Genomic DNA, 24,096 nt, shown 5'->3' on the forward strand with positions numbered 1-24,096 from the left:
AAGCCCGAAACGATCGTCCGGACCTCGGTCGGAGTCTGAGCTCGGCAGCGGCGGCTGCGCGCACCGGGATCGTGCACGAAGCTGCCGCGGCTCCCGGTCCCTACTCGGCCACGGTGAGGCGCGTCGACTCGGCAGCGCCAATCACTGCGCCCGGCGTGGGAAGCGGAACGAGCGCGCACTGACCGGAACCGGACGAGAGGACGCAGAGCGCCGCGGGAAGAATGTTGGGAAGGATATCGGCACTTCCGGTGCCCGCACTTGCGGTGGCCGGTACGGCGACGGTGATCGCGGCACAGCCCAGGATGCCGGCGAGAAGACGCTTCACGAAGACCTCGATTCGAAGAGGAAGGACCTGACGATCCATTGAATCGGGCAAATCGCCAAAACGTTACGTCTGCGAAGAATAGCGCTGCTCGAGAGAGCATTACCCGCCGTGCGCTCGCCGGGCTCCTATCCGTGCCCGGCTTGGTCCACCGGCGCCGCTGCGGAACGCAGGAAGCCAGCCGGCACGGTGTACTGATCCACGGGACCGATACCGGATAGTCCACGGTGCGGCCCCACCCGCAGTGCTCGGCCCTCGACGTCACGGTGTAGGCGCGCGCTCCCGCGAGAAGAAGATCGGAACCACCAGGACGATGATCAGGCCCACCCCGGCCAGGGCAGCAGACCACGCATTCAAACGACCTTCCCGCTCCTCGAATTCGGCACTGTGTTGCGCGGATTCCGCTATTGCGTTGTTTCGTTCGAGAACCGCCCGCCGGAATTCGTCGACTTGGATGAGGAACAATTCGACTGCGCGGGGCTGCAGAGCCGGGTCTGTCGCAGCCGGCGCGGTCGGCGGGGTGGGCATAGCAGGAATGTCGGGAGGGCGCGGACTGCTGACGAACGGGGCGACGATGAAGATGAGCCCCACTGCCAGACTGAGCACACTCGTCTGAATGAAGTAGCGCCGCTGCCCCGTCGCTCGATTGACCCACTCCATGAAGAAGATCAACCGCTGCATCTGGTGATTGTGCAGGGTTCCCGTCGGAGGGCGCAGCGTCGAGCGACTCGCAGGCATGAGGAAGGCCAGATAGAACCCGGAAAAGGCGACGGCCATACCCAGAAAGAGCGGGGCGAAGACCCCGCGCAGGGGTAGCGAATTATCGGTCACCGAAAACGCCACACCCAACACGCCGATATAGATGGTTCCGATGGCAGCGGCGGCGGTCTGCACGAACTTCGCACTGTCTCGACTTCGCTCGAAACCGCCCTTGGATGCGTCGTACAGGTTCTCCTGGAACAGCTTCCGCAGTTCGTACTCGGCGGCCCAGCCGGCCAGCTGAAAATCGGTCGTCGCCTTCTCGAGTGCGGCGCTGCGCTCCGCCTCCTCCGCACGCTCCGCCTCCAGCCGGAGCCTCTCGAGTTCCTGCGAGCGCCTCGCGGCAGGGCTCCACATTCTCACCCTCGCGACCGCGGATCTCAATCCGCGTCCTCGGGCGACTTCGACGGCATCACGTAGCTGTCCGGAATTCCCCACGCCCGCCCCTGGCAGTGCATATGCACGTCGCCTTGGAACTCCTCGGCCGGAAAGAACTCGTTCTCGACCTCGCACCACTTCCGACCGACAGGCATGGCCCGAGTGTGCTCCGAAATCTGTGGACCGATGTTGCACAGCCACAACGAGTGGGTATCGATACAGAGCACCGCATGCGGACGAAGCCCGATAACACGAGCACGACTGGAAACTGGCCGGGCAGTTCTGCCGGTACCGGCGCCGGATACGGCCGTAGAAATCCTATTCCTGCGCCCGGTGCGCGGCGTCCCCGTGCCCCAGATCCCGCTCGGGATCCACGACGTCGCGCACCCGCTGCTTGAGCGTGACGATGTCGGGAAACCCGCCGTCGGTCTTGCGGTCCCACACCACCCGATCACCGGCCGTGACGACGAAGATGCCGCCGGTGCCGGGGATGAGCGCAACCTCGCCCAGATCCGCGCCGAAGGTGTTGAGCAGCTCCTGCGCCATCCAGCCGGCACGCAGCAGCCAGTTGCACTGTGTGCAGTAGGTGATGGTGATGCGGGGTGCGGGGTGCGGCTCGGTCACCGCCCGAGCGTATCGGTCGGCACGCCGCCGGAAAGGGGTGAGGCCCCGCCGATCGTGGTGGCGAAACGGCGGGGCCTCGGCGCGGGCCGGCGATGGGGGGTTACCGGCCTGCGAGCGTCGCCTTCGCAGGGGGGACAGGAAGGCGACACAGGAACACTAGTCCTCAAGATCGTTACTCGCGAGTACAAACACTAAAGTGCTGGTCAAAAGCATGTAAAGCGATGTCAGGGCTGGTTGGTGTGACGTTCGCTCTCGCGCTCGGCGCGCTGGATCTCGACGAGGGATTCCTCCATGTCGGCCACGCGCAGCACCTTGCCCAGCACCAGACCGATCGCCACCGAGACGAGCAGCCAGGCGCCCAGAACCGCCGCAACCCACCACCACATACCCACAGTGTGTACGAACTTGGTCGCCGATGGGTAACGCGCGGAGGACTGTGAGCGATATTGCGTCCACGCTACCGCGGCCGTGTCGCACTTGTCCCACATTTCGTACCGAACAACCGTAAAGTCCCCGATGTGCCGACCCAGACAATTCGCCGTGCCGGACACGCCATCCTCGTTCCCGCCCTGGCCGCGCTGACCGTGCTCGCCGCGGGCCCTGCCGCCGCGCAGGACCCCGTCGCGCCGCCCGGCGACGTCGTCTTCGGCACGCAGACGCTGGGATTCGGCGACACGGTTGCCTTCCGCGGCCACAGCGACACCGCGACCCTCACCGTCCCGGTGCCGGACGGGCTGCGGCCCGCCGCGCTCGACACGACGGTGCAGATGCCCGCCAACGTCGCCCGCGGCTGGATCGACGTCCAGTCGCAGGGGCTACTGCTCGCCCGCATCGACCTGCCCGCCGCCGGAACCCTCGTGCCGGTCTCGCTGCCCCTGGATGCGGCGCCGATCGCGGACCGCGCCGTCACCGTCACCCTGACCCTTCACCTGCTCCCGTTCGACGGGATCTGCCCCGAGGACTGGACGGATCGCTCGGTGGTGCTGCGCGACGGACGCGTCCGCTACACCGGGGCGGCGACCCCGCCGGCCGTGGTCGCCGACTTCCTGCCGCCGATCCTCGAGTCGCTGGAGCTGGCGCTGCCCGCCGACCCCACCCACGCCGAGTCGGCCACCGCTCTCGATCTCACCGCGGCCGTCACCGCCCAGTACACGGGCCGGCCGCTGCGGGTGACAGTGCAGACCCTGCCCGGCGACGACGCGGTGCCGCCCGCCCCGGCCGGGCCGTTCACCCGGCAGATCGCGATCGTCGAGACCGACGGCGACGGTGCCGCCACCCTGGTCCAGGTGCCCGGCGGCAGTCCGGCGCTCGCGGTCACCGGCGACGCCGACGCCCTGCGCAACCAGGCCCGCCTCATCACGAGCGACATCTCGTCGGTCGCGGTGGCCTCGGCGGCGACGGTCGGCACGCTGGGCCGGCCGCCGCGGCTGTCCCCCGACGCGACGACGCTCGCCGAACTGGGCCTCGGCGCCCTCACCGACACCGGCGTCGGCGTGGTGGAGGTGCCGCTCGGCATCGACCAGACCCGTCTGGGACGGCCGTCCCACAATCTGCGGATCAACCTGCAGGGCTCCTACACCCCGCTGCCCACGACCGAGGGCGGCCTGGTCTCGGTGACGGTCGGCGACACCGTCGTCGACTCGTGGCCCGCCGACGCGTCCGGCCGTCTCGATCGGTGGATCACGGTGCCGGACAACGTGCTCGGACGGACCACCGACGTGGTGGTGTCCCTGCGCGCCACCGGCGGCACCCACCAGTGCGGCCTGCAGCAGCCGATGACGCTGACCGTCGACGCCGGCAGCCGCGTCACCACCGAGCCCGCCGACCCGCCGCTGCCCGGGGGCTTCCGGTCGCTGCCGCAGGCGCTGCTGCCGAAGGTGAACGTCGCCGCCACCGAGGCCGGGATCGCCGACACCGCCCGGGCCGTCGCGCTCGTGGCCGGGCTGCAGAGCCTGACCTCGGTGCCGCTCGATCCCGACTGGGTGAGCGTCGACGAGGCCGCCACCGGCGGCACCCCCGCCATCGTCGTCGCCGCCGACGGCCGCGTCCCCGACACCCTGGAACTGCCGCTCGCCGGGACGCAGGGCCGCACCCTCGACCTCCTCGACCCGGCCACCGGGAACGCCACCACCGTCACCTTCCCCACCGACATCGAGTTCGCGTCGCTGCAGGTGGCGCGCGACGGCGACCGCACGGTCCTCGTCGCCGCCGCCACCGAGGTGCCCGCCGAACTCGACCGCACCCTCGGCTGGCTCGCCGCGACCCCGCAACGCTGGGCCGAACTCGACGGCGACGTGCTGTTCACCACCGCCGACCGCGACCCGGTCGAACTCGCGCTCACCGACCCGGCCGCCGAGCCCGGCACCCAGGAGTCGCTGGGCCGCACGACGGGCTGGGTGCTCGCCGGTGGCCTCGCCCTGCTGGCCGTGGGGCTCGTCGCCGCGGGCGTCACGGCCTTGCGATGGCGTCGCGGCCGGCCGCGCCCGCTCTGATCGGATGTCGCCATGAGCACCGTCACGACCGCCGAGCGCGCCGCACTGTTCGCGCACACCAGCGCACGGTGGACGGTGATCGTCGCCGCCACCGTGCTCGGGTACTGGTCGACGTGGGAGCAACTGCTCACGGAGATCTCCCGCGGCACGGGCGGCGGCTACGTCCTGCTCGTGCCGCCGTTCGCGGTGCTCGCCGCCGAGGGCGTCACCCGGCGCCGCCGCGGCGAGTTGCCGATCCACGACCGGCAGACGGACCGGATCGTCGGCGGCGCCGTCCTGCTGATCGCGCTCGCGGTCAAGTGGCTGCTGCTGCCGCGGTACGGGCCGAACTACCAGATGATGCACCTCGACGTGCTGTCGGCGTGGACGTTCGTGATCGGCGCGTGCGTGCTGCTGTTCGGCCTGCGCGTCGCCTCCCGGTACTGGCCGGTGTGGCTGCTGCTGCTGGGCACGTCGCCGTTGTTCTACCGGGCGGTGCTCGTGCAGCTCGGCGGCACCAAGTTCGCCGCCGGGTTCCTGATGGTGCTGCTGGGCGCGATCGCGATCGCCGTCGCGGTCGGCCGCACCCGGCGCCGCGCGCTGATCGGCTTCTCCGCGACGATGCTGCTCGGCCTGGCGCTGCTGTTCGCGGTGACCACCCGCTACCCGGACGCGCGGGTCGCCGTCGCGCAGATCGTGCCGTCGGGCACGGCGGCGCTCGTCGTCGGCGGCGCGTTCTACCTGTACCGGTATCGCGGCCTCGCGCCGCGCACGCTGCCCCCGAACCCGGTGTCGCCGCGGGAGGCGACGCGCTCGGCGCTGTTCCTCGTCGCCCCGGCCGCGCTGGTGCTCGCCGTGCTGCCGCTGCCGGATCAGCAGCTCACGCCGGTGTCGGTGGGCCCACCGCCGAGCGGCACCGTCACGCAGGTGGTCCCCACCGGTTGGTACCAGATCGACTCCATCGACTACGACTGGCCGCGAAGGTATTTCGGCTCCACCGCGCAGCTGCGCCGGCAGATGATCCGGGCCGTCGAGCCGCGCGCCGACTGGGATCGGCTGTCGCGGCCGCGCACCGTCGCCGTGCAGACCCTGCAGGTGCGGCGGGTGGGGGTGTTCGAGGTGTATCCGGTGCAGACCTCCTACGATCTCGGGCGGGCGCGGGTGAGCCCGAAGATCCGGGTGGACCTCGGCCACGGCGTGCAGGCCGACTTCTTCACCGTCGTCGACGACGAGTTGCTGCTCACCTGGAGCCTGATGAACTTCATCTGGACGCGCGGCGACGCCCTCGTGCAGCGGGTGAGCCTGCTGACCGTCGACAACCACGAACTCGATGCGCCGTTCCCGCAGCCGACGCCGAACATGGCGTCGAACGGCCGGAATCTGCTGTCGGTGTTCCTGCGCGGGCGGGCGTCGGTGGAGGATTCCGATCCCGAGTACAAGGACTTGGACATGCTCACCGAGCTGGGCCGTGATCTGGTGGAGGCGCAGTGGCGCGGAATCTAGTCGACGAGGAGTTCAAGGCCGCCGCGCTGCACGACGCGGTGTACGGACTGCGGGAGAAGCGGCCGCTGTCGTCGGCGTCGGTGGCGTTCGTGCCGTGGCAGAAGTGGCTGACCCTCGGCCTGGTCGCCGCGGCGATCGTGGCGCTGGTGTTCGCGACGACGCCGACGCTGACCGTGCTGATGGCGGTGTGCACGGCCGGGTACATCGCGACGCTCGCGGACCGGCTGCTGCTGTTCTCCCGCGGCCTGGCGCGCGACGCGATCCTCACCGTCGACGACGACGTGGCGCGGGCCGTGCCCGGGCACGCGCTGCCGACGTACACGGTGCTGGTCCCGGCCTACAACGAGCCGGAGGTGGTGGGTGATCTGATCGCGGCGATGGCCGCGCTGGACTATCCGGCCGAGAAGCTGCAGGTGCTGTTGCTGCTCGAGGAGGACGACGCCGTCACCATCGCCGCGGCCGAGGAGGCCGGGCTCGGCGAGAGCGTGGAGATCCTGCTGGTGCCGGCGGCGGACCCGCGGACCAAGCCGAAGGCCTGCAACTACGGGCTGCACTTCGCCACCGGCGACATCGTCACCATCTTCGACGCCGAGGACCTGCCGGAGCCGCTGCAGTTGCGGCGCGTGGCGGTCGCGTTCGACCGGCTCGGCGACGACGTCGCGTGCGTGCAGGCGAAGCTGGCCTTCCACAACGGCACCCAGAACATGCTCACCGGCTGGTTCACCGCCGACTACGCGCTGTGGTTCAACTTCGTGCTGCCCGGCCTGATGCGCTCGAATTCGCCCATCCCGCTGGGCGGTACGTCGAACCACATCCGGCGCGCCGTGTTCGACGAGATCGGCGCGTGGGATCCGTACAACGTCACCGAGGACGCCGACCTCGGGGTGCGCATCGCCGAGTCGGGCTACCGTACGGCCGTATTGGACTCGACGACGCTGGAGGAGGCGAACAGCGATCCGATCAACTGGATCCGGCAGCGTTCCCGCTGGTACAAGGGATATCTGCAGACATGGCTCGTGCACGTGCGACGACCCGTACAACTGTGGCGGGGCATCGGCACGGTCGGGATGCTCCGGTTCACGACCCTGCTCGCCGGGACGCCGATCATCGCGTGCCTGAACATGGTGTTCTGGTTGATCACCATCGCGTGGCTGCTCGGGCAGCCGTTCCTGATCGAGGAGATCTTCCCCTGGTACGTGTACTTCCCCGCGTTGATCTCGCTGGTGTTCGGTAACTCCGCCGTGCTGTACATGAACCTGGTCGCGTGCCGGGAGACCGGCAACTCGGCGCTGTGGCTCGCGTGCCTGACGGTGCCGGTGTACTGGCTGATGATGTCGGTCGCCGCGATCAAGGGCACCTATCAGCTGATCCGCAATCCCTCCTACTGGGAGAAGACCTTCCACGGGCTGTCGTCATGAGGGGCGACTCGGCCCGGGTGTTCTGGCTGTCCTGCCTGCTCTATGCGGCGGTGGGGCTGTACCTGTCGCTGGATGTGGCCTATTTCCAAGGTGATTCGCTCAGCCGCGTCGCGGCCGCGCGCAGCGCCCTGCACAGCCGCGACCCGCACCTGGCGGCGATCGGGTTCGTGTTCACGCCCCTGACCGCGCTGATGCAGTTGCCGCTCGTGGCACTGTCGGACTGGTGGCCGGCGCTGACCCGGTGGGGCCTCACGGCCGTGGTGATGTCGGCGCCGTTCATGGCCGGGGCCGTCACCCAGGTCCACCTGTTCGCCCGCGATCGCGGTGCGTCGCCGTGGCTGGTGTGGACGGTGACGGCGCTGTTCGCGCTCAATCCGATGATCGTGTACTACGGCGCCAACGGCATGAGCGAGGCGCCGTTCCTGATGCTGCTGTGCTGGGCGACGCGCCGGCTGGTGCGGTGGATCAGCACCGACGACGTGCACGACCTCGCCGTCGCCGGGATCGCCGTCGGCCTGGCGTATCTGGCGCGGTACGACGCGCTCGCCGTCGGCGCGGCCGTCACCGTGCTCGTCGTCGCGGTGACGTGGTGGCGCACCCGCGTGTGGCGGGCGGCGCTGCTCGACGCGATCCTCGTCGCCGCCCCGGTGGCGTTGGCGTTCCTCGTGTGGGCGGCGACGAGCTGGCTCATCACCGGCGAAGCGCTGCAGCAGTTCTCGTCGTCGTACGGCAACGCGGCGATCCTCGAGCAGAGCGGCGGCGGCTCCACCGGGGGCCTGGGGGCGCTGGCGTTCTCCGTCGCCGAGATCCTGGTGCTCGGGCCGGCGCTGCCGCTGCTCGCGCCCGTCGTCGCGGTGCTGGCGTGGCGCCGCCGGGACTTCGAGCCCGCCGTGCCGTTCGTCGTGCTGGGGGCGGTGCTGGCGTTCGCCGCCCTGTCGTACTTCCGCGGCATGACGTTCCCGTTCCTGCGGTTCTACGTCGTCGCGGTGCCGCTGGCGGCGATGTGGGTGGTGCAGCTCGCGCCCCGTCGCGGGCAGCTGCGTGCGCGCCGGCTCGGCGCGCACGCGACGGTGCGGCCGCAGGACCGCGGCACCCTTGCACCCGTCGGGGCGCTCGCGCTCGCGGTGTCGGTGCCGGTCACGTTCGTCGCGATGGGCAACGCGACGCTGTCGCAGGAGCAGCACGCGCTGCGCACCGTGCTGTTCCCCGATCCGGACGACACGTCGCAGCTGCGGGACCAGGAGAACCGCATCATCGCGTCGTTCGGCACGGAACGTCGCATCGCGGACCATCTCGACGCGCTCGACCTGCCCCCGGGCTCGGTGGTGATGGACACCGTGTACGGGTTCGCGGTCCTCACCGCCACCGACCGGCCCGAGCAGTTCGTCATCCCGTCCGACGCCGACTTCACCCGCATCCTCAACGATCCCGCCGCGAACGGCGTGCAGTATCTGCTCACCGTGCCGAACGAGGGCCGCGGCGTCTCGGATGCGGTGAACCGCCGCTACCCCACCGTCTTCGAGACCGGCGCCGACATCGCGACCCTCGATCTGGAGATCCCCAACGACGGTGACAACCAGCCGACCTGGCGTCTGTACCGGATCGGTTGACGCACGGCGGGCCGCGTGCCACCATCGCTGCACCGACCCCGAAAACGGGGCGACCCCGGCCGGTGCGCCAACACCGAACCGGGGTCTGGGCACAAGACAGTAGGAGCTGTCATGCACCGTGAGGTGGATTGTATCCACACGCCGATTCCAGGCGTACATCCCCGGGAGTGGCCGGCGCCGTGCGCCGCGCACCCCCTCGACCGGCCCGGCGCAGCGTCCCGCGCCGCCGACGTGACCCGGACGAGTCCGCCGACGTCCTGACCCGTTCACCAGCCCTCGCACACGACTGTCACCAGCCGTGTCCGGGGGCCACAGGTGTTTCCTGCGTGCGTGCGAGGGCCGTTCCGGTGACCGAGGCGCACGCGGTCACGTCGTTTTCCGTGCGGGTCCGACGTTAACCAACCGCATCCGGCATTCCACCGTCCCGGTGAACGGCACCGGGCACCCGATCGAGCACGGGTCGACACGTCCGACCGGGTCCAGCTCAGCCGCTTGCCCTTTCGGGCACGCGGCCATACGTGCTGGCCGAGACGCGGTATCGGGGCATGGTCCGTGGGTTTGCTTGGGGAAGGGGCCGACAGGACGGGGACCCGTAGGGTCTCCGCCTGCCCGGCCGTCCGGGATCGGCGATTCCCGTGTGGGCCCGGATGGTCGAGATCAGCGCGGACGTGCGGGCAGTTGGTGTAACGCGTGCACCAGCGGCGCCAGCTCCGGGATCTCGCATGCTCGGCCGAGAGCAGCTTCGAGGGTGGCATCGTGCGTCGGTCGGGCACTGTCCAGTAGCTCACGTCCGGAGGCGGTCAGTTCGGTGTAGATCCCGCGGCGATCGTCCTCGCACAGGATCCGCGTGAGCAACCCGCGCTTCTCGAGACGGTTGACCAGCCGGGTCGTCGCGCTGCTGCTCAGCGCGGCCGCGCGGGCGAGCTGCGCCATCCGCATGTGCCAACCGTCCTGCCGACTCAGCGCGTCGAGCACGGTGTACTCGACCACCGAGAGCTGGTGCTGCTGCTGGAGAGCGCGTTCGAGCTCGGTGTCGAGCGCCCCGTGCAGCGCGGCCAGCGTGCGCCAACCCTGCGCGCGGATCTCCACCGCGTCGTCTGCAATGCCCACGTCGCCTCCTTGCTTCCTGCCCTCACCGATACTACCGGCTTGCGCATACATAAGGCGCGTGCAACTATTTATGAGGCGTCTGCAACTACTGCGCACGCGTTCTATGCGCTCACGCGCAGCTCTTCGAAAGGACATCGACGTGCCATTAGGCCTCATCGCCCTCGCCATGGGCGGATTCGGCATCGGCCTCACCGAATTCGTGATCATGGGCTTGCTGCCGGAGGTCGCGGCGGACTTCGCCGTGAGCGAGTCCGTTGCCGGCTACCTCATCTCCGGGTACGCACTCTCGGTCGCCCTCGGCGCGATCCTGCTCACCGCCGCCCTCACCCGCTTCGACCGGAGGCGGATACTGCTGTCACTGATGGTGCTGTTCATCATCGGTAACCTGCTGTCGGCCGTCGCTCCGTCGTACGAGGTCATGATGGGCGGACGCATCGTCGCGGCCCTGTGCCACGGCGCATTCTTCGGCATCGGATCGGTCGTCGCCGCGGACATGGTGGCACCCAACAAGCGCGCCGGCGCCATCGCCATCATGTTCGCAGGCCTCACCATCGCCAATGTTCTGGGAGTCCCGTTCGGCACCCTGCTCGGACAGCAACTGGGTTGGCGCTCAACCTTCTGGGCCATCACCGCAATCGGCGTGGTTGCGCTCATCGGCATCGCCACCTTGGTGCCCTCCACTCCCGCCGCTGCCGCACACGGCGGCCTGCGGGGCGAACTCGGAGCCTTCCGCAACAAGCAGGTCTGGCTTTCGATCGCGATCACCATCCTCGGATACGGCGGCATGTTCGGCGCCTTCACCTACATCGCCTTCACCTTGACCGAGGTGAGCGGCTTCGCGACATCCAGCGTGCCGTGGCTGCTCATCGTCTTCGGGTCCGGCCTGTTCGTCGGAAACTACCTGGGCGGCAAGGCAGCCGATCGGGCCCTCACCCCGGCGCTGACCTGGATCCTCGCTCTGGTGACCGCCGTCCTGATCGTCTTCGCCACGACCGCCGACAACAAGATCATGACGATCCTCTCGCTGTTCCTCATGGGCGCCTTCGGTTTTGCGACAGTCCCCGGCCTGCAGATGCGAATTATGAACTATGCGTCCGCTGCTCCGACCATGGCCTCCGGCGCAAACATCGCCGCCTTCAACGTAGGCAATGCCCTCGGGGCCTGGTTGGGGGGAATCACCATCGCAGCCGGCCTGGGATTCACCTCCCCGATCTGGATGGGCGCTGCCGTCACGGTGGCCGGTCTCGTCGTCTTGCTGATCGCCACGGCGATGGATCGGCCGAGGGACGAAGTGCCGACAGACTCGACGCTCGTGCCTCTCTGACATCCGCCCGCCGACCCGGCCGCAGCTGCCGGCGTGATTCTGCGACAGCTGACGGGGTGTAGCGCGGGTGCCGCACTTCCCAGAAGTGCGACCCCAGCACCACCGGGTAGTGCGGCACTCCCAACTGGTGGCGGTGTCGGCGCTAAGCTCAGGACCTGGCGGCCCTGCACGAAGAGCGCGTGGCGTGGGTCCAACGCCTCCGAGGCGGGTCCGCACCGGCATCGACGTGTGGCCCCCGAGGAGGACACCGTGCAGTCTTCGTTCCGCTTTCGTTGCCGGCGTCTCGGCGCGCCGGGTGCGCGATGACCGCCGCGGCCGCGTCACCTACCTCGGGTGCGGGGCGCACCGGATGGCTGTCCGCGGTGGCGTCGGTGCCCCGGCGGGGAGCGCAGGCGAGCACCCGACTGGCCGTGGTCGGTGCCGGGGCGGGGGTGAATGCGGCGATCGTGGGGGCGGCGACGGTGGCCGGGGTGGGGACCGCCGTGCTGCGGGCCCCGGCCGCGGCGGTAACCGCACCGTCGAGCACCGCGGTCCGTGCCGTCGCCGAGCTGGTGCGCGAGAGCCCTCGCGGGGCCGCACCGCGGCGCCGGGGTTCCACCTCGCAGCGGATCTGGCTCGGGGTGCGAGGTCTGAACGGCCCGGACGGGGATCGGGTCGCCGAGCGGATGCGGCAGGCGCTGCACACCGTACCCGGTGTCGAGCAGGTGCAGGTGCATCGGCAGTGGTCGCGGGCGGTGCTCACCCCCGGGCCGGTCGGCCCCGATCCGCAGGTGGTGTGCCGGATCGTCGACGGCGTCGAACGGGACTGCGGCCTCGACCGGTCCGGCGGTGGTCGTGATCTTCCCGGCGACGACCTCGTGCTGACCCGACGGCTGGTGGCGGCCGCGGCGGCAACCGCGGGACTGACGGCGGCGCTGGCCGGGCGGTATCTGCGGCTGCCGCGGCTGCCCGGCGCGTTCGCGGCCCCGGTGGTCGCCGCCGACTACCAGCCGCGGATACGGGCGGCGGTGGAGACCGCGGTCGGGTCCGAGGCCGCGGATCTGGTGTTCGCCCTGGCCTCGACGGCCGTCTACACCGCCACGCTGGCGCCGCCGTCGTTGGCGGTCGAGACCGCGCTGCGGGTACTGCTGGTCGCCGAGGCGCGCGCGGGTCGCCGCGTCTGGCAGGCGGTGGAGCCGGCGCTGGCCCGGCATATCGACTCGGCCCGGGCCCTGCCCCGGGTGCGCCGCCCGACGCCGCCGCGGCCGGGGCCGATCGAGCGGCACGGCGACCGGGCCGGGCTGGCCGGGGCGGGTGCGGCCGCGGCGCTCGGGGCGCTGACCCGCAACCCGGCCACCGCCGGGGCCGCGGTGCTGGTCGCCGCGCCCCGGGCCACCCGTGCCGCCCGCGAATCCTTCGCCGCCGTCCTCGGGAGTGGGCTGGCCGAGCGGGGGACACTGGTGCTGCGTCCGGCGGTGCTGCGGCGCCTGGATCGGGTCGATGCGGTGGTGGTCGATCCGCGGGCCCTCTACACCTCGCATCTGAGCGTCACCCGCGTGCTCGAGGTGCCCGACCGCGACCGGACCCGGGTGTGGGACGCCGCCCGGAGAGCGGTCGAGGCCGGGGCGCTCGGGGTGGGGTGGCATCCGGTCTCCGCCGTGCCCGGCCTCGCCGTCGAGACGGACCACAAGGCCCGGGTACTGGTCGGCTACGTGCACGACCGGTTCGCCGCCGCGGTGCTCGCCGCGGCCCGCAGCGCCCGCACCCAGGTCGTCTCCGTCGAGGACGACGGATTGCGTTCGCTGCGAACCGGATTCGACCGTCTCGACCCCGCGGCCGCCTCGATGGACAAGGCGCTGCGCGCCGTGGTCGAGCGGCTGCAGGCCGACGGCCGCACCGTCGCGGTGCTCACCGCCGATGCTCCGGAGACGGTGGCGGTCGCGGACGTCGCCGTCGGTGTCTTCGACGGCGGTGATCCGCCGCCATGGGGCGCCGATGTGCTGGTGCCGGATCTGACCGGAGCGTGGCGGCTGTTGGCCGCACTGCCGGCTGCCCGGACGGCGAGTCGCCGCGGGGTGGACCTCTCGCTCAACGCCTCGGCGCTGGGCGCGTTGCTGATGCTGCCCGGGGTGCCCGGCAGCGGCCCGGAGTCGGTGACCGCCAGTGCCGTCGCGGCACTGTGGACCGGGCGCTCGCTGGCCCGCGCCGTGCTTGCCGAGCCGCTGCCGCAGCCGCGGTCCGGGCACGACTGGCACGCCCTCTCGCCCGCGGCGGTGCGCCGGTTGCTGCCCCCACCGGACGGGGACCGACCCCCGCCGCGGCCCCGCCGTACCGTGATCCCGTTCGCGGCCGGGCCGATTCGCCTCGCCTGGCGCACCGGCGGCAGGCCCGTGCGGTCGGTGCGGGGTTTCGCCGGTGCGGTCCGGACCGAGCTGGCGGATCCGTTGACCCCGGTGCTGGCGACCTGCGCGGCGGCCAGCGCCGTGCTCGGCTCGCCGCTCGATGCGATCCTGGTCGGGTCGGTGCTGCTGGTCAACGCCGGAATCTCGGCGACCCAGCGGCTGCGGGCGGAGAAGGTGCTGCGCGAGCTGTTGCAGGAACAGGATCCGCCGGCCCGTCGGCTGACCGGCGTGGCAGGCCACCGCCGCTACGTCGCCACCTCGGCCGCAGCGCTCGAACGAGGGGATCTGATCGAGGTCCGGCCCGGCGAGGTCGCCCCGGCGGACGGCCGGCTGATTCTGGCCACCGGGGTGGAGGTGGACGAGTCCTCGCTGACCGGGGAGTCGCTGCCGGTGGTCAAGCAGACCGACCCGACACCCGGGGCGCCGCTGGCCGAACGGACCTGCATGCTCTACGCGGGCACCACGGTGCTGACCGGCACCGCCGTCGCCCTGGTCACCTCGGTGGGCGCCGCCACCGAGACCCGCCGGGCCACTGCCATGGCCCCGGGCAAGGTCCGCGAGGTGGGCCTGCAGAGCCAGCTCAGTGTGCTGACCCGGCGGGCCCTGCCGGTCAGCTTCGGCGGCGGGGTGCTGGTGACCGCGTTGGGGTTGCTGCGCGGCACCGGGGTGCGGGCGGCCGTGACCAGCGGGGTCGCGGTGACCGTGGCGGCGGTGCCGGAGGGGCTGCCGCTGGTGGCCACCCTGGCGCAGATGGCTGCGGCGCGCCGGTTGACGAGCTCGGCGGCGCTGGTGCGCACCCCCCGTTCGGTCGAGGCCCTCGGCCGGGTACAGGTGGTGTGCTTCGACAAGACCGGCACGCTCAGCGAGAACCGGCTGCGGGTGACCGTGGTCGAACCGGCCGAGGGATTCACCCGCGCGCAGGTCCTCGCCTACGCCGCCCGCACCGGCCACGCCGCGAACGGCGGCCCGCCCGATCACGCCACCGACATCGCCGTCGTCGAGGCCGCCGAGGGCGCCGGCGCCACCGACGGCGACGGCAACCGGAGCGCGTATCTGCCGTTCCGCTCCGGCCGGGCCTACGCCGCCGCGGTCGCCGGCCGGCACCTGGCCGTCAAGGGCGCCCCGGAGGTGATGCTCGGCGCCTTCACCGCCCGCCCCGACACGCTCGCGCAGCGGGTGCAGGCGATGGCCGCGGCCGGGCTGCGGGTGATCGCCGTCGGCGGGCGCGAGCTGTCCGACGAGCAGGTGCGCGCCGCCGCCGACGACCCGGACACCCTGGCCAACCTGGCCACCCGGCAGCTGGCACCGGTGGGACTGATCGGGTTGGCGGACACCCCGCGGGCCGACGCCGCCGGGCTGTTGCCGGCGCTGCGCGAGCAGGGCCTCGGGGTGCGGTTGATCACCGGCGACCACCCGGTGACGGCGATCGCGATCTCGCGGGAGCTGGGCCTCGACGTCACCGACGAGCAGGTGCTCGCCGGCAGCGAGTGGGAGGCGATGTCCTCGGCCGAGCAGCAGCGCGCGGTCGGCGAGCGACTGGTGTTCGCCCGGATGTCGCCCGAGCACAAGGTGCAGATCGTGCAGACCCTGGAAAGGACCGGGCGAGTCGTCGCGATGGTCGGAGACGGCGCCAACGACGCCGCCGCGATCCGCGCCGCCAGCGTCGGCATCGGGGTGGCCTCCCGCGGCAGCGACCCGGCCCGGGGCGCGGCCGACGTGGTCCTGCTCGACGGGCGTGTCGGCGCGCTGCTCGACGCCCTCGCCGAGGGTCGCCAGCTGTGGCAGCGAGTGCACGCGGCGGTGGCGGTGCTGCTCGGCGGCAACGCCGGCGAGGTGGCGTTCGCGCTCATCGGCAGCGTGCTCACTGGGCACTCGCCGCTCAACGCACGGCAGCTGCTGCTGGTGAACATGCTCACCGACGCCCTGCCGGCCGCCGCGCTGGCGGTCAGTACCCCACGCGCCAACGGCCACCACCCCGCCGCCGCGGCGGTGGCCGATCAGTCGGCGCTGATGCGCACCGTCGCGGTGCGCGGCACCACCACCGCCGCCGGCGCCACCGCCGCCTGGTTGATGGCCCGCGGCACCGGAACCCACCAGCGGGCCTCGACCGTCGCGCTGATCGCGCTGGTCGGCACCCAGCTCGGCCAGACCCTGCTCGACTCGCGCAGCCCGCTGGTCGTCGGCACCGTGCTCGGGTCGCTGGCCACCATGGCGATGCTGGTCAGCACCCCCGGCGTCAGCGGGTTCCTCGGCTGCGTGCCGGTCGGGCCCGTCGGCTGGACCCAGGGCCTCGGCAGCGCCGCGGTCGCCACCGCGCTGGCCGCGCTCGCCCCCGAGACGGCGGCGCGGATCCCGGGGATCGGCGCGGTGGTGCGCACGGTGACCGAGGCCGGCAGCCTCGACGAGGCGCGCCGCCGCCTCGACCGGATCGAGAAGACTACCGCTCAGGTGGCCAGGTCCGAGGCGTGACGACGGGCCCGCCCGGCCGCCTGCAGCTCGAGCCCGTACAGCAACCCGAAGGTGAACCCGTTCTCCCCGGGTGTGGTCCCGGCCCGGGCACCGAACTCGCGCAGCAGGTCGGTGGCGACGGCGCTGTCCCGATGTTCGCCGAGGACCTGCTGGATGTTCGTGTACCGGGCGATCTTGCGCTTCGCGCGTGTGCGGCCCAGCAGCGGGGCAGCCAACTCGACGGCGTAGCGGGCCCGCTCGGCGGCCTTGCGGGCCCGACTCGGCGCCGCCTCGTCCTCGTCGGCGGCGGCCCGCACCCGGCTCAGGGCCGTGCGTTCGGCGGTGCGCACCGCCTTCTCGATCACCCGCGCACCGTCCCCATGGTCGGTCAGCGGTGGCTGCGTGCGCCAGCGTGCCAGCGCGGCGAGCAGCATGCGATACCGGTCGGAGTCCAGGGCGCGCAGCACCTCGTCGAGGTGGCGGCGCTCGTCGGCGAGCAGATCGGTGTCGAGCCGGGACGCCACCGGGCCCATCACCACTTCCGGCGGCAGTGTCTCGAGCGCGGCGGCCAGCCGGGCGCGCTGCACCTGCCGATCCCGAACATGGCCGAGCAGCCCGGAATACCAAGACAATTCGGAATCGAGCCAGGTGCGTTGCGCGGGTTCGAACAGGTCCTGCCACACCCGGAGGGTGCTGCGCAGCCGCCGGACACCGACCCGGGTGGGATGTATCGGGTCCAGACCGCGGCGCAGCCACACGTCCCCCGCGCCGATCGCCTCGATCTGGGCGTCGAGGTAGGCACCGAGCATCCGCCGCGCTGTGGGGGCCTTCCCGGTGGGGGTGTGGGGGCCCGGGGCCGGGTCGGTTGCGGCGAGGGCGTGCTCGAGCTCGCTGCGGTGCGGCGCCGGTGCGGCGCCGGCGCGGGCCAGGGCCGCGGTGACGGCGGTGCGGTGCTTCTTCGTCGCCGCCGTACCGAGGTCGAGGTGGAGCTGGTGCCACTGTTCGACGGTTGCCACCCGGCCGATCACGGTGGCCTGGACCGTCTCGACGATGATCTGCGCGAGCAGCCGGTCCTTGCGGTCGTACCACTCGTGCCGGTGCTCGCCGATGCCGAGGGTGACCGAGCGTCGCAGCGGCCGCCCGCCCGTCAGGCCCGCCACCGCCGCGGTGAGTTCGTCGGGCACGAGGTCGCTGTCGGGGGAGGCGAGGTGCAGTTCGGTGCCGAGCGTGCCGCCCGGGACGGCCAGTTCCCAGCCGGGCTCGTCGTCGGGGGCCGGGATTGCGGTACCGAAGGACGCTGTCCCAGCGCCGCAGATCACGCTCGTCGGTGTCGAGGTAGATGCTGTGGCGCTCGGGGCCGGGGTGCTCGACGTGCCGTGCCTTCGGCAGGATGTCCTGCCATCGCGGCAGGTTCCGCCGGGACGACGCGAGATACGTGGTGTGGGCGGGCGCGGACGAGGCCATGGTTTCGAGTCTGTCGCATCCGACGCGACTACAGTGAGGAATCAGCCCTCGAGTGCCGTAGCGCATCCGTCTCGCCTCCGATCGAGGTCGTCACGGACCTACCGACGTCGCCGACATCCCGGACCGGCGTCGCCTGTGGTCGCCCGAATCGCGTGACTGCGGCTCGGGCCGTCCGACCACCACCCGCGGCGACGGGGCTGGACCCAGGGGCCGGGCGGCGAAGGCCCCCGCTCACTCCGGCTGTGGCCCGGACGGCCGGACCGATCGAGGAAACGACATGGGAATTCGCGATACATCCGCTCGTCTCGTCACCGACTCGACCCGCCTGGTTGCCGACACGGCCAATGCCACCACCAGCGTTGCCGGCGCGGTCGGCGGGGCCGCCGTCGGCGGGGTCGTCGGTAGTGTCCGCGGCGCCGTCAGCGGCGTGCGCACGGGACTGAACAAGGGATCCGGCTCGACCCCGGCCGCCGCGGCGACACTGGCCGCCCTCGGCGTCACCGGCCTGGTCGAATGGCCTGTGCTGGCCGCCGTCGGTGGCGGGGCACTGGCCGTGAAACTGCTGACCCCGCACCGGCCCACTGCCCGAGTGCAGTCCGATACCACCACCGCTGCGGCAGCGCGGTCGTCGACGCAGCCGAAGGATGCGGTGACGACCGCACCGAAGGCCGTGCCGGCTACAGGCCGAAAAGCCCCGCCCCGCTAGAGGTGTCTCGACGGCACCTCTACCCCTCGAGGAGCGGACAGGTCAGTCGTCGACGACGACCACCACGCCGACGCGCATCAGCAGGGCATACACCTCACACAGCGGCGGGGTGAGCAACCGCACCACCGCTCCGACCACCGCGTCCGGGCCGGCAACGGTCATAGGGTTCGACATGGCTCAATGGTAGGAGCCTCGGGTGCGCACCAGGAGGCGCGCAGCTTACGACAGGGGAAACCACGGCCGACGAACAGTCTTTTCGGCAGTCGCACCGCACCATGGCCGGTCTGGGCCTCAGGTTCCGAACGCCGTATGCGGCGGGGCCAGCCAGAGCTCTTCGGTGGGTGGGGCCGGCGGCCGCTCGTCCGGGAACGTGCCGGTGACGACGAACACGATGCGGCGGCCCACCTCGACGGTGTGGTCGCAGAACCGCTCGTAGAAGCGTCCCAGCAAGGTCAGGTTCACTGCGGCCGAGGCACCGTGAGGCCACTGCGGGTCCCTCGTGGCGGAGAACAGTTGCACCAGCAACGCGTCGGCTCGGTCGTCGCCGGCGATCAGGCGCACCGCGCCGTCCTGATCGCGGGTGCGTAGGACGTCCTTCGCGGCCGCTGCCTGACGTTCGGCCACCGCACCCATCTCACCGACGAGGCCGCGAAGCTCTTCCGGCACAACCGGATTAGGATGATGCAGGCGCGCCACCTCGGCGATGTGGGCGGCCAGACTGCCCATCCGCCGCAAATCGGCGATATTGTGCATGCCGCTGACCAAGGCCCGCAGATCCTGCGCGACCGGCGCCTGCAGCGCCAGCAGGGTCAAGGCGCGCCGGTCGAGGTCACGGGCTCGGTTGTCGATCTCGGCGTGCAGATCGAGGGTGTCCTCGGCCGCGGCGAGATCGGTGTCGAGCAGCGCACGAGTAGCCAGCCCGATTGCGGTCTCGGTCATTGCGCACAGTTCGGCCAGTTCGAACCGAAGGTCGTCGAGTTTCGCAGTGAAGACCTCGCGCATCGCCCCGCTCCTCTCCCCGGTCGACGGCAGCACCGCCTTCGTAGCTTCGATGACAGCGCATGGGGCCGTGCGGCGTCCGTCATGTCGCCCGCGCACCCGCGACGGTGTGGCCACCCACCGGACCTGGGTGTGCGCCCGCACCGTCGACGGCTGCCTCTTATCGTCTCGCATCGCCGTATCCGCCGTCGCCGGTTTCGCAGGCGGTACCCCGCACAGTTCCCAGACGCGCCATCTCGACCTCCGCCGCAGCAACGGCTTCTGCAGCCGAGGACTTGCTGCCCGATATTGTCGCTCTTGGGACTGCTGTGACTGAAGTGCCGCATGCGCCGCGACACATTCCGCCCACCGTGCGTGCAATCGATCCGGCCCGGACACTGGAGGGGCATTCGATCCGCCACCGCAGCCCGCACCGGTCGTCGGTCTGCGCGCACCCCGCCCGAGGAGTCGCCGATGTTCGTCGTGGTACGCCATGCTCACGCCGGGAACAAGAAGCTGTGGACCGGTTCCGATGCCGAGCGTCCGCTGTCCCCGTTCGGACGTGAGCAGGCCCGCTTCCTGGCGACCGCGCTGGCGGAGATCGACCTGCACACCGTGCGTTCGAGCCCGACCGCCCGGTGCCGGCAGACCGTCGCACCGCTCGCCGCCACCCGCGGGTTGCCGATCGACGATGAACCGCTGCTGGCCGTCGACGCCCCCATCGACCGCCTCTACGAGCTGCTCACCGGCACGGACATGGACGGCGTGCTGCTGTGCACGCACGGCGAGGTGTTCCGGGAGTTGATCACCGTGGCCCGCTCGCACGAGGATTGGCCCCGGTCCGCCCCGGACAGCACCGAAAAGGGCGCCGCCTGGATCGTCGATCCGTCCGCCGCGCCCCGCCACCGGCTGCGCTATCTTCCCCCGTCCCCGGTCGGAAACCTGACCGCGCTGGGCGCGGTGGTGATCCGCCCGCTCACCCCCGGCGACGACGACGCGGTGCGTCACCTGCACGAGCGCCTCGACCACCACAATCCGGGCCCGCCGAGGCGCACCGGCCTGCCCGGCATCGCCACCGTGCTGCCCGCGCAGCTGCGCCGGCCCGACGGCCACCACCTCGGGATCGGAGCCTTCGCCGGCGGTACCGTCGTCGGTCTCGCACATTGCACACTCGTCGAAGCCGAGACCGGCGCAGAATGGGTGGCGGACTGCACCCTCGTCGTCGACCACGACGCGCAATACCACGGAATCGGCGCGGCCCTGGTCCGGCAGCTGACCGCCCGTGCCTGCGCTCTCGGCGCGCTGCAGGCCCGCGCCCGGGTGCCGGCCGCGAACACAGTGCTGCTCGAGGTGCTGCACTCGCTTGGCTGGTCGCGCACCGGCCCGGCCGGGCCGACCGTCGAGATGACCTGTGCCCTTTCCGGTTCCGGCCCCGCACGACTGGACCGGTAGCGTGCTCGGCGACGGACGGGCGTGGCCCGCCGGTCGCCCGGCATCACCCGACTCCGCCCGGCAGGACCGACGGTCCTGCGGATCCAGGGTTTCCGGGCAGGCGTTCCGGTGCCACACTCGTATGATGGACAGCAGCACCGAGGACTTGGCCATCGCCTGGGCGGTCCACCATCTACGCGGCCAGTTCCCGGGCGTCTCGCCCGATCTGGTCGAGTCACTCGTGGCCGAGGTCCACGCCCGGTACGACAACTGCAAAATCCGCGACTTCGTGCCGCTGTTCGTCGAGCGCCGCGCCCGCGAGCAGCTGCACAAGGGCCTCGGCGGCACGGTCTTTCAGGCTTGAGCGCCGACCACCGCATCCGGGCCGGCAACGGTCACAGGATCCGACATGGCTCGCCGGTAAAAGCCTCGGGTGCGCGCCAAGAGGCGCGCAGCTCAGGAAAGAGGAAACCATGGCCGACGAACAGTCCTTCTGGCAGTCGCACCGCACCATGGCCGGCGTGGCCCGCGACGCCGAGCGTTTCGCTCTGCGCCTACCCCTGGTGGGTCACCTCGGAATTCCCCGGCCCGAACAGGTCGCCTACTTCGCGGGCCTGGGGGCACTGGTGGCGTTGGATCTACTCGAGTGGCCGGCGGTCCCCGGACCTCTGCCGCAGACGCGGCGCCGGAGCACGGCACGGCCCCCGCGGTCGCCCCCGTATCCTGACCGGCGCATCGCGACACCGTCACCGCCGGGCTCAGGACACCGGCGGTACCGGCGGCCACTCCGCTCGAGTGCGCGAGGGTAGGGAAGGTTCTACCCGTACCATCCCGTCGCTCAGGATCCCGACCGCTGTTCCCTGGTGGATTGCGTCGAATACGGCCACTGTCGACGAGAATTCACCGAGCGTTGACGTGGCCGTCTCCCGCCGCGCGGGACAATTGCGAGTGGACCTGTCGGTGCTGCCGAACGGGGGTGTGAGGTGAGCGAGACGATGGCGCGGTCGTCGCCGGGGATACCGCTGGTCTCCCGGACAGCCCGAGTCGTATGGGACACCGCGGCGGACAGCGACCTGACCGTCCGGACCTCGGTGCGCCTGCTCTACGTCGACGTCCCCGAGGTCACCGCCTGCACCGTCGGCGGTGCCCGCAGGATCGACGAGCGGTTCGCCCGGCTCGCGCGGTGGATCGAGCAGGGTCCCGGATTGCCTGCTATCCGACGCCTCGCCGAATACCTGCTGCCGAAACTCGGCACTGGCCGGGCCGGCACCCTGCACTTCGAACAGGGACGTGCCGCCGCCGCCTTCACGCACGCGAATGCCGCCGCCCGGTTGAGCCGTCCCGACGGCACCGAACGCCCGCTGTTTCTGCGTACCGCCGGAACACCGTTCGACCGCCGGGGTCGGCTGTGGGCCTATGTGGCCCCGTACTACACCGCAGCCGAACGCTGCGGGATGACCCGGGCACAGCGCTCGACGTTCAACCTGGACATGGTGCGGGCCGGCTGGGCGGTGCCGTTCCTGGTGTATCCGGACCTTCCCGCGACACCCGATCTCGCGTTGCTGCTCGAGGAAACCGCCCTGGCGAGAGCGGCCGGCCGAGGTATCTGGGCCGACCCGCACACCCTCCTGCCCTTCGAATATCGGGCGGTGGAGCGGCTGTGCACGATCGCCGAGAAGACCGTCGCCGGGGATCCGCCGCCCGATCCGGACGCCTGGCAGGTGCTCTACTGCGCCGACAGGCGTACCCGTGTGCTGCACGGTCCGTTCGACTATGTGGAGGTCCCACTGCTCGACCGACTATGGTTGCGCCCGGCGGACGTCACCGAGGCGCTCGGCCGACTCAAGCTCTCCTTCTCGCCTCGGTTGCTCGACACCCACTGACCGCGGCCGGCCCGCACCGTGGCGACGAGCACCGGACGAGGGGAGGAACGGCACACCGAGAGTAGGTAACGGCTGGCGGCATCCTCGCCTGCCCGCCCAGGCCGACCACGAAGATCAAGGCGCTGCGCCACCGCGGTGCGGACCCGGCCGGCCCGGGCCCCCACAGCGCAGCCGACCACGGCCCGGCGGGGCAGCCGAAGGGATCGACATGACCGGCAATCCGGTGATCACCGTGGACGTGGACGGCACCCTCGAGGCCGACGGGGCCGCGGTGTGGGCCGCGACGGTCGCGCATCGGCACGGCTGGGGGCTGCGGCTGGTCCACACGCTGCCCGAGGCGTTGTACCTGATGAGCGATATCGAGGTGGTACGCCAAGGCCCCGCCGTCGCCCGGATCCGCACGGGCGGCGAATCGATTCTCGACCACGCCGCCGAACTCGTCCGCGCCCGGTTCCCCGGGCTGGAGGTCGGCACCGAGTTGCTGCTCGGGCCAGCGGAGGCGGCAGTGGCCGCGGCGGGAGCGCGGGCCCGGATGATCGTCCTGGCCCACGAACGCGGTGGCCTCCTCGACCGGATCCTCGGATCACCGGCACTGGATGTGGTCAAGAGGGCATCGTGCCCAGTCACCTTCTGGTGCGGGCAACCCGGGCAGCTGCCCGACCGGCGACCGGTCGTCGTCGGGGTGGACGGCAGTGCCCTCGGCGACACCGCGCTGGTCGAAGCGTTCGAGTTCGCGTCCCTGTTCGGTGCTCCGCTGACCGCCGTGCACACCTGGTCGGTGCAGAACGAGGCCGGGGGTGTGACCAACCCCCTGCTGATCGACACCGACGCGCTCGCCCACGAGGCGCAGACCAGACTCGCCGCACATCTGGCGACTCTGCGTGCGTTGTTCGCCGACGTCCTCGTCACCGAGGTCGTCACCCAGGACGAGCCGACCCGGGCCCTGGTGCGCGCCGCCGACGGTGCCCAGCTCATCGTCGTGGGCACGCACGGCCGCGGGCGCATCGTCGGTGCTTTCCACGGGTCGGTGAGTCGGCACCTGCTGCGGCACAGCCCCTGCCCGACCATGCTGTGTCGCCCCAGCTCCCACGCAGAACCTCCCACGCAGAACACGGACAAATGATCCGCACGCCCGAAACGTCATGCTCCGGCCCGGGGCGCCGGTACCGCCACGAATGGGGCGTGTGCTGCTCATCACCGCGACCGGATCTGTCATACACTCTCCGCGTCGCCTCTTCGGCGATCGCGCCGCCGTCGGCTCCGGTGGCGGCCGCCGTCAGGCTGTG

General features: G+C 71.4%; 20 protein-coding genes. 11 read left to right on the forward strand and 9 right to left on the reverse strand.

Going from position 1 to position 24,096, the window contains the following annotated elements:
• Positions 1 to 100 precede the first annotated feature (100 nt).
• The 5 genes from HFP48_RS21600 to HFP48_RS21620 form a co-directional block, all read right to left on the reverse strand.
• Positions 101 to 325 carry a hypothetical protein gene (locus HFP48_RS21600; RefSeq protein WP_139310901.1) on the reverse strand — a complete coding sequence of 75 codons (225 nt, stop codon included), beginning with the start codon at positions 323 to 325 and terminating at the stop codon, positions 101 to 103.
• Positions 326 to 583: 258 nt separating this feature from the next.
• The gene (locus tag HFP48_RS21605) at positions 584 to 1,438 is read right to left on the reverse strand and encodes a hypothetical protein (RefSeq protein ID WP_168580009.1); all 855 of its coding nucleotides are present in this window, start codon (positions 1,436 to 1,438) and stop codon (positions 584 to 586) included.
• Between the two features lie 23 nt (positions 1,439 to 1,461).
• The gene (locus HFP48_RS21610) at positions 1,462 to 1,614 is read right to left on the reverse strand and encodes a hypothetical protein (RefSeq protein WP_157127564.1); all 153 of its coding nucleotides are present in this window, start codon (positions 1,612 to 1,614) and stop codon (positions 1,462 to 1,464) included.
• Between the two features lie 163 nt (positions 1,615 to 1,777).
• The gene (locus HFP48_RS21615) at positions 1,778 to 2,083 is read right to left on the reverse strand and encodes a SelT/SelW/SelH family protein (RefSeq protein ID WP_168580010.1); all 306 of its coding nucleotides are present in this window, start codon (positions 2,081 to 2,083) and stop codon (positions 1,778 to 1,780) included.
• A gap of 224 nt (positions 2,084 to 2,307) precedes the next feature.
• Positions 2,308 to 2,469 (reverse strand): hypothetical protein, encoded by a 162-nt coding sequence (locus HFP48_RS21620; protein WP_168580011.1) that lies wholly within the window; start codon positions 2,467 to 2,469, stop codon positions 2,308 to 2,310.
• 132 nt (positions 2,470 to 2,601) lie between these two features.
• On the opposite strand from HFP48_RS21620, the gene HFP48_RS21625 reads away from it, so the two are divergent.
• From HFP48_RS21625 to HFP48_RS21640, 4 genes are read left to right on the forward strand one after another with little or no spacing between them, the layout of a single operon-like run.
• A complete protein-coding gene (locus HFP48_RS21625; RefSeq protein ID WP_168580012.1) occupies positions 2,602 to 4,575 on the forward strand; it encodes a cellulose biosynthesis cyclic di-GMP-binding regulatory protein BcsB in 1,974 nt (657 codons plus the stop codon).
• A gap of 12 nt (positions 4,576 to 4,587) precedes the next feature.
• A complete protein-coding gene (locus HFP48_RS21630; protein WP_168580013.1) occupies positions 4,588 to 6,057 on the forward strand; it encodes an exosortase/archaeosortase family protein in 1,470 nt (489 codons plus the stop codon).
• The gene (locus tag HFP48_RS21635) at positions 6,042 to 7,475 is read left to right on the forward strand and encodes a glycosyltransferase (RefSeq protein WP_029545632.1); all 1,434 of its coding nucleotides are present in this window, start codon (positions 6,042 to 6,044) and stop codon (positions 7,473 to 7,475) included. The genes HFP48_RS21630 and HFP48_RS21635 overlap by 16 nt, the downstream gene beginning before the upstream one ends.
• On the forward strand, positions 7,472 to 9,085 hold the full coding sequence (locus tag HFP48_RS21640; protein WP_246872448.1) for a glycosyltransferase family 39 protein: 1,614 nt from the start codon (positions 7,472 to 7,474) through the stop codon (positions 9,083 to 9,085). Before HFP48_RS21635 ends, HFP48_RS21640 begins: the two co-directional genes overlap by 4 nt.
• Before the next feature lie 657 nt (positions 9,086 to 9,742).
• Here HFP48_RS21640 and HFP48_RS21645 read toward each other — a convergent pair.
• Positions 9,743 to 10,195 carry a MarR family transcriptional regulator gene (locus HFP48_RS21645; RefSeq protein ID WP_168580014.1) on the reverse strand — a complete coding sequence of 151 codons (453 nt, stop codon included), beginning with the start codon at positions 10,193 to 10,195 and terminating at the stop codon, positions 9,743 to 9,745.
• Between the two features lie 139 nt (positions 10,196 to 10,334).
• Between HFP48_RS21645 and HFP48_RS21650 the strand changes: the two genes are divergently transcribed.
• Together HFP48_RS21650 and HFP48_RS21655 are read left to right on the forward strand one after the other, a co-directional pair.
• Complete coding sequence (locus tag HFP48_RS21650) at positions 10,335 to 11,519, forward strand: MFS transporter (protein ID WP_168580015.1); 1,185 nt, start codon at positions 10,335 to 10,337, stop codon at positions 11,517 to 11,519.
• A 302-nt stretch (positions 11,520 to 11,821) separates the two neighbouring features.
• The gene (locus tag HFP48_RS21655) at positions 11,822 to 16,369 is read left to right on the forward strand and encodes a cation-translocating P-type ATPase (RefSeq protein WP_168580016.1); all 4,548 of its coding nucleotides are present in this window, start codon (positions 11,822 to 11,824) and stop codon (positions 16,367 to 16,369) included.
• On the opposite strand, the gene HFP48_RS21660 is transcribed toward HFP48_RS21655, so the two are convergent.
• Positions 16,345 to 17,667: a CHAD domain-containing protein gene (locus tag HFP48_RS21660; RefSeq protein WP_246872449.1), complete on the reverse strand. Its 1,323-nt coding sequence runs from the start codon at positions 17,665 to 17,667 to the stop codon at positions 16,345 to 16,347. The genes HFP48_RS21655 and HFP48_RS21660 overlap by 25 nt on opposite strands.
• A gap of 422 nt (positions 17,668 to 18,089) precedes the next feature.
• Here HFP48_RS21660 and HFP48_RS21665 point away from each other — a divergent pair, with 422 nt between their 5' ends.
• Positions 18,090 to 18,518 (forward strand): hypothetical protein, encoded by a 429-nt coding sequence (locus HFP48_RS21665; RefSeq protein WP_168580017.1) that lies wholly within the window; start codon positions 18,090 to 18,092, stop codon positions 18,516 to 18,518.
• 42 nt (positions 18,519 to 18,560) lie between these two features.
• On the opposite strand, the gene HFP48_RS32125 is transcribed toward HFP48_RS21665, so the two are convergent.
• The gene (locus tag HFP48_RS32125; protein WP_269151820.1) at positions 18,561 to 18,692 is read right to left on the reverse strand and encodes a hypothetical protein; all 132 of its coding nucleotides are present in this window, start codon (positions 18,690 to 18,692) and stop codon (positions 18,561 to 18,563) included.
• Positions 18,693 to 18,809: 117 nt separating this feature from the next.
• Positions 18,810 to 19,634 carry a phosphate signaling complex protein PhoU gene (gene phoU, locus HFP48_RS21670; RefSeq protein WP_246872450.1) on the reverse strand — a complete coding sequence of 275 codons (825 nt, stop codon included), beginning with the start codon at positions 19,632 to 19,634 and terminating at the stop codon, positions 18,810 to 18,812.
• A gap of 336 nt (positions 19,635 to 19,970) precedes the next feature.
• Here phoU and HFP48_RS32180 point away from each other — a divergent pair, with 336 nt between their 5' ends.
• The 4 genes from HFP48_RS32180 to HFP48_RS21695 all read left to right on the forward strand — a co-directional run bounded on the left by HFP48_RS32180 (position 19,971) and on the right by HFP48_RS21695 (position 23,933).
• Complete coding sequence (locus HFP48_RS32180; protein ID WP_210432773.1) at positions 19,971 to 20,948, forward strand: GNAT family N-acetyltransferase; 978 nt, start codon at positions 19,971 to 19,973, stop codon at positions 20,946 to 20,948.
• A gap of 124 nt (positions 20,949 to 21,072) precedes the next feature.
• A complete protein-coding gene (locus HFP48_RS21680; protein ID WP_168580018.1) occupies positions 21,073 to 21,291 on the forward strand; it encodes a hypothetical protein in 219 nt (72 codons plus the stop codon).
• A gap of 619 nt (positions 21,292 to 21,910) precedes the next feature.
• Positions 21,911 to 22,810, forward strand: coding sequence for a thermonuclease family protein (locus tag HFP48_RS21690; RefSeq protein WP_210432774.1), 900 nt, complete (start codon positions 21,911 to 21,913; stop codon positions 22,808 to 22,810).
• A gap of 208 nt (positions 22,811 to 23,018) precedes the next feature.
• Positions 23,019 to 23,933, forward strand: a complete 915-nt coding sequence (locus HFP48_RS21695) for a universal stress protein (RefSeq protein ID WP_168580019.1) — start codon at positions 23,019 to 23,021, stop codon at positions 23,931 to 23,933.
• Positions 23,934 to 24,096 lie beyond the last annotated feature (163 nt).

Source organism: Rhodococcus sp. DMU1, assembly GCF_012272955.1.
GTDB lineage: Bacteria > Actinomycetota > Actinomycetes > Mycobacteriales > Mycobacteriaceae > Rhodococcus > Rhodococcus aetherivorans.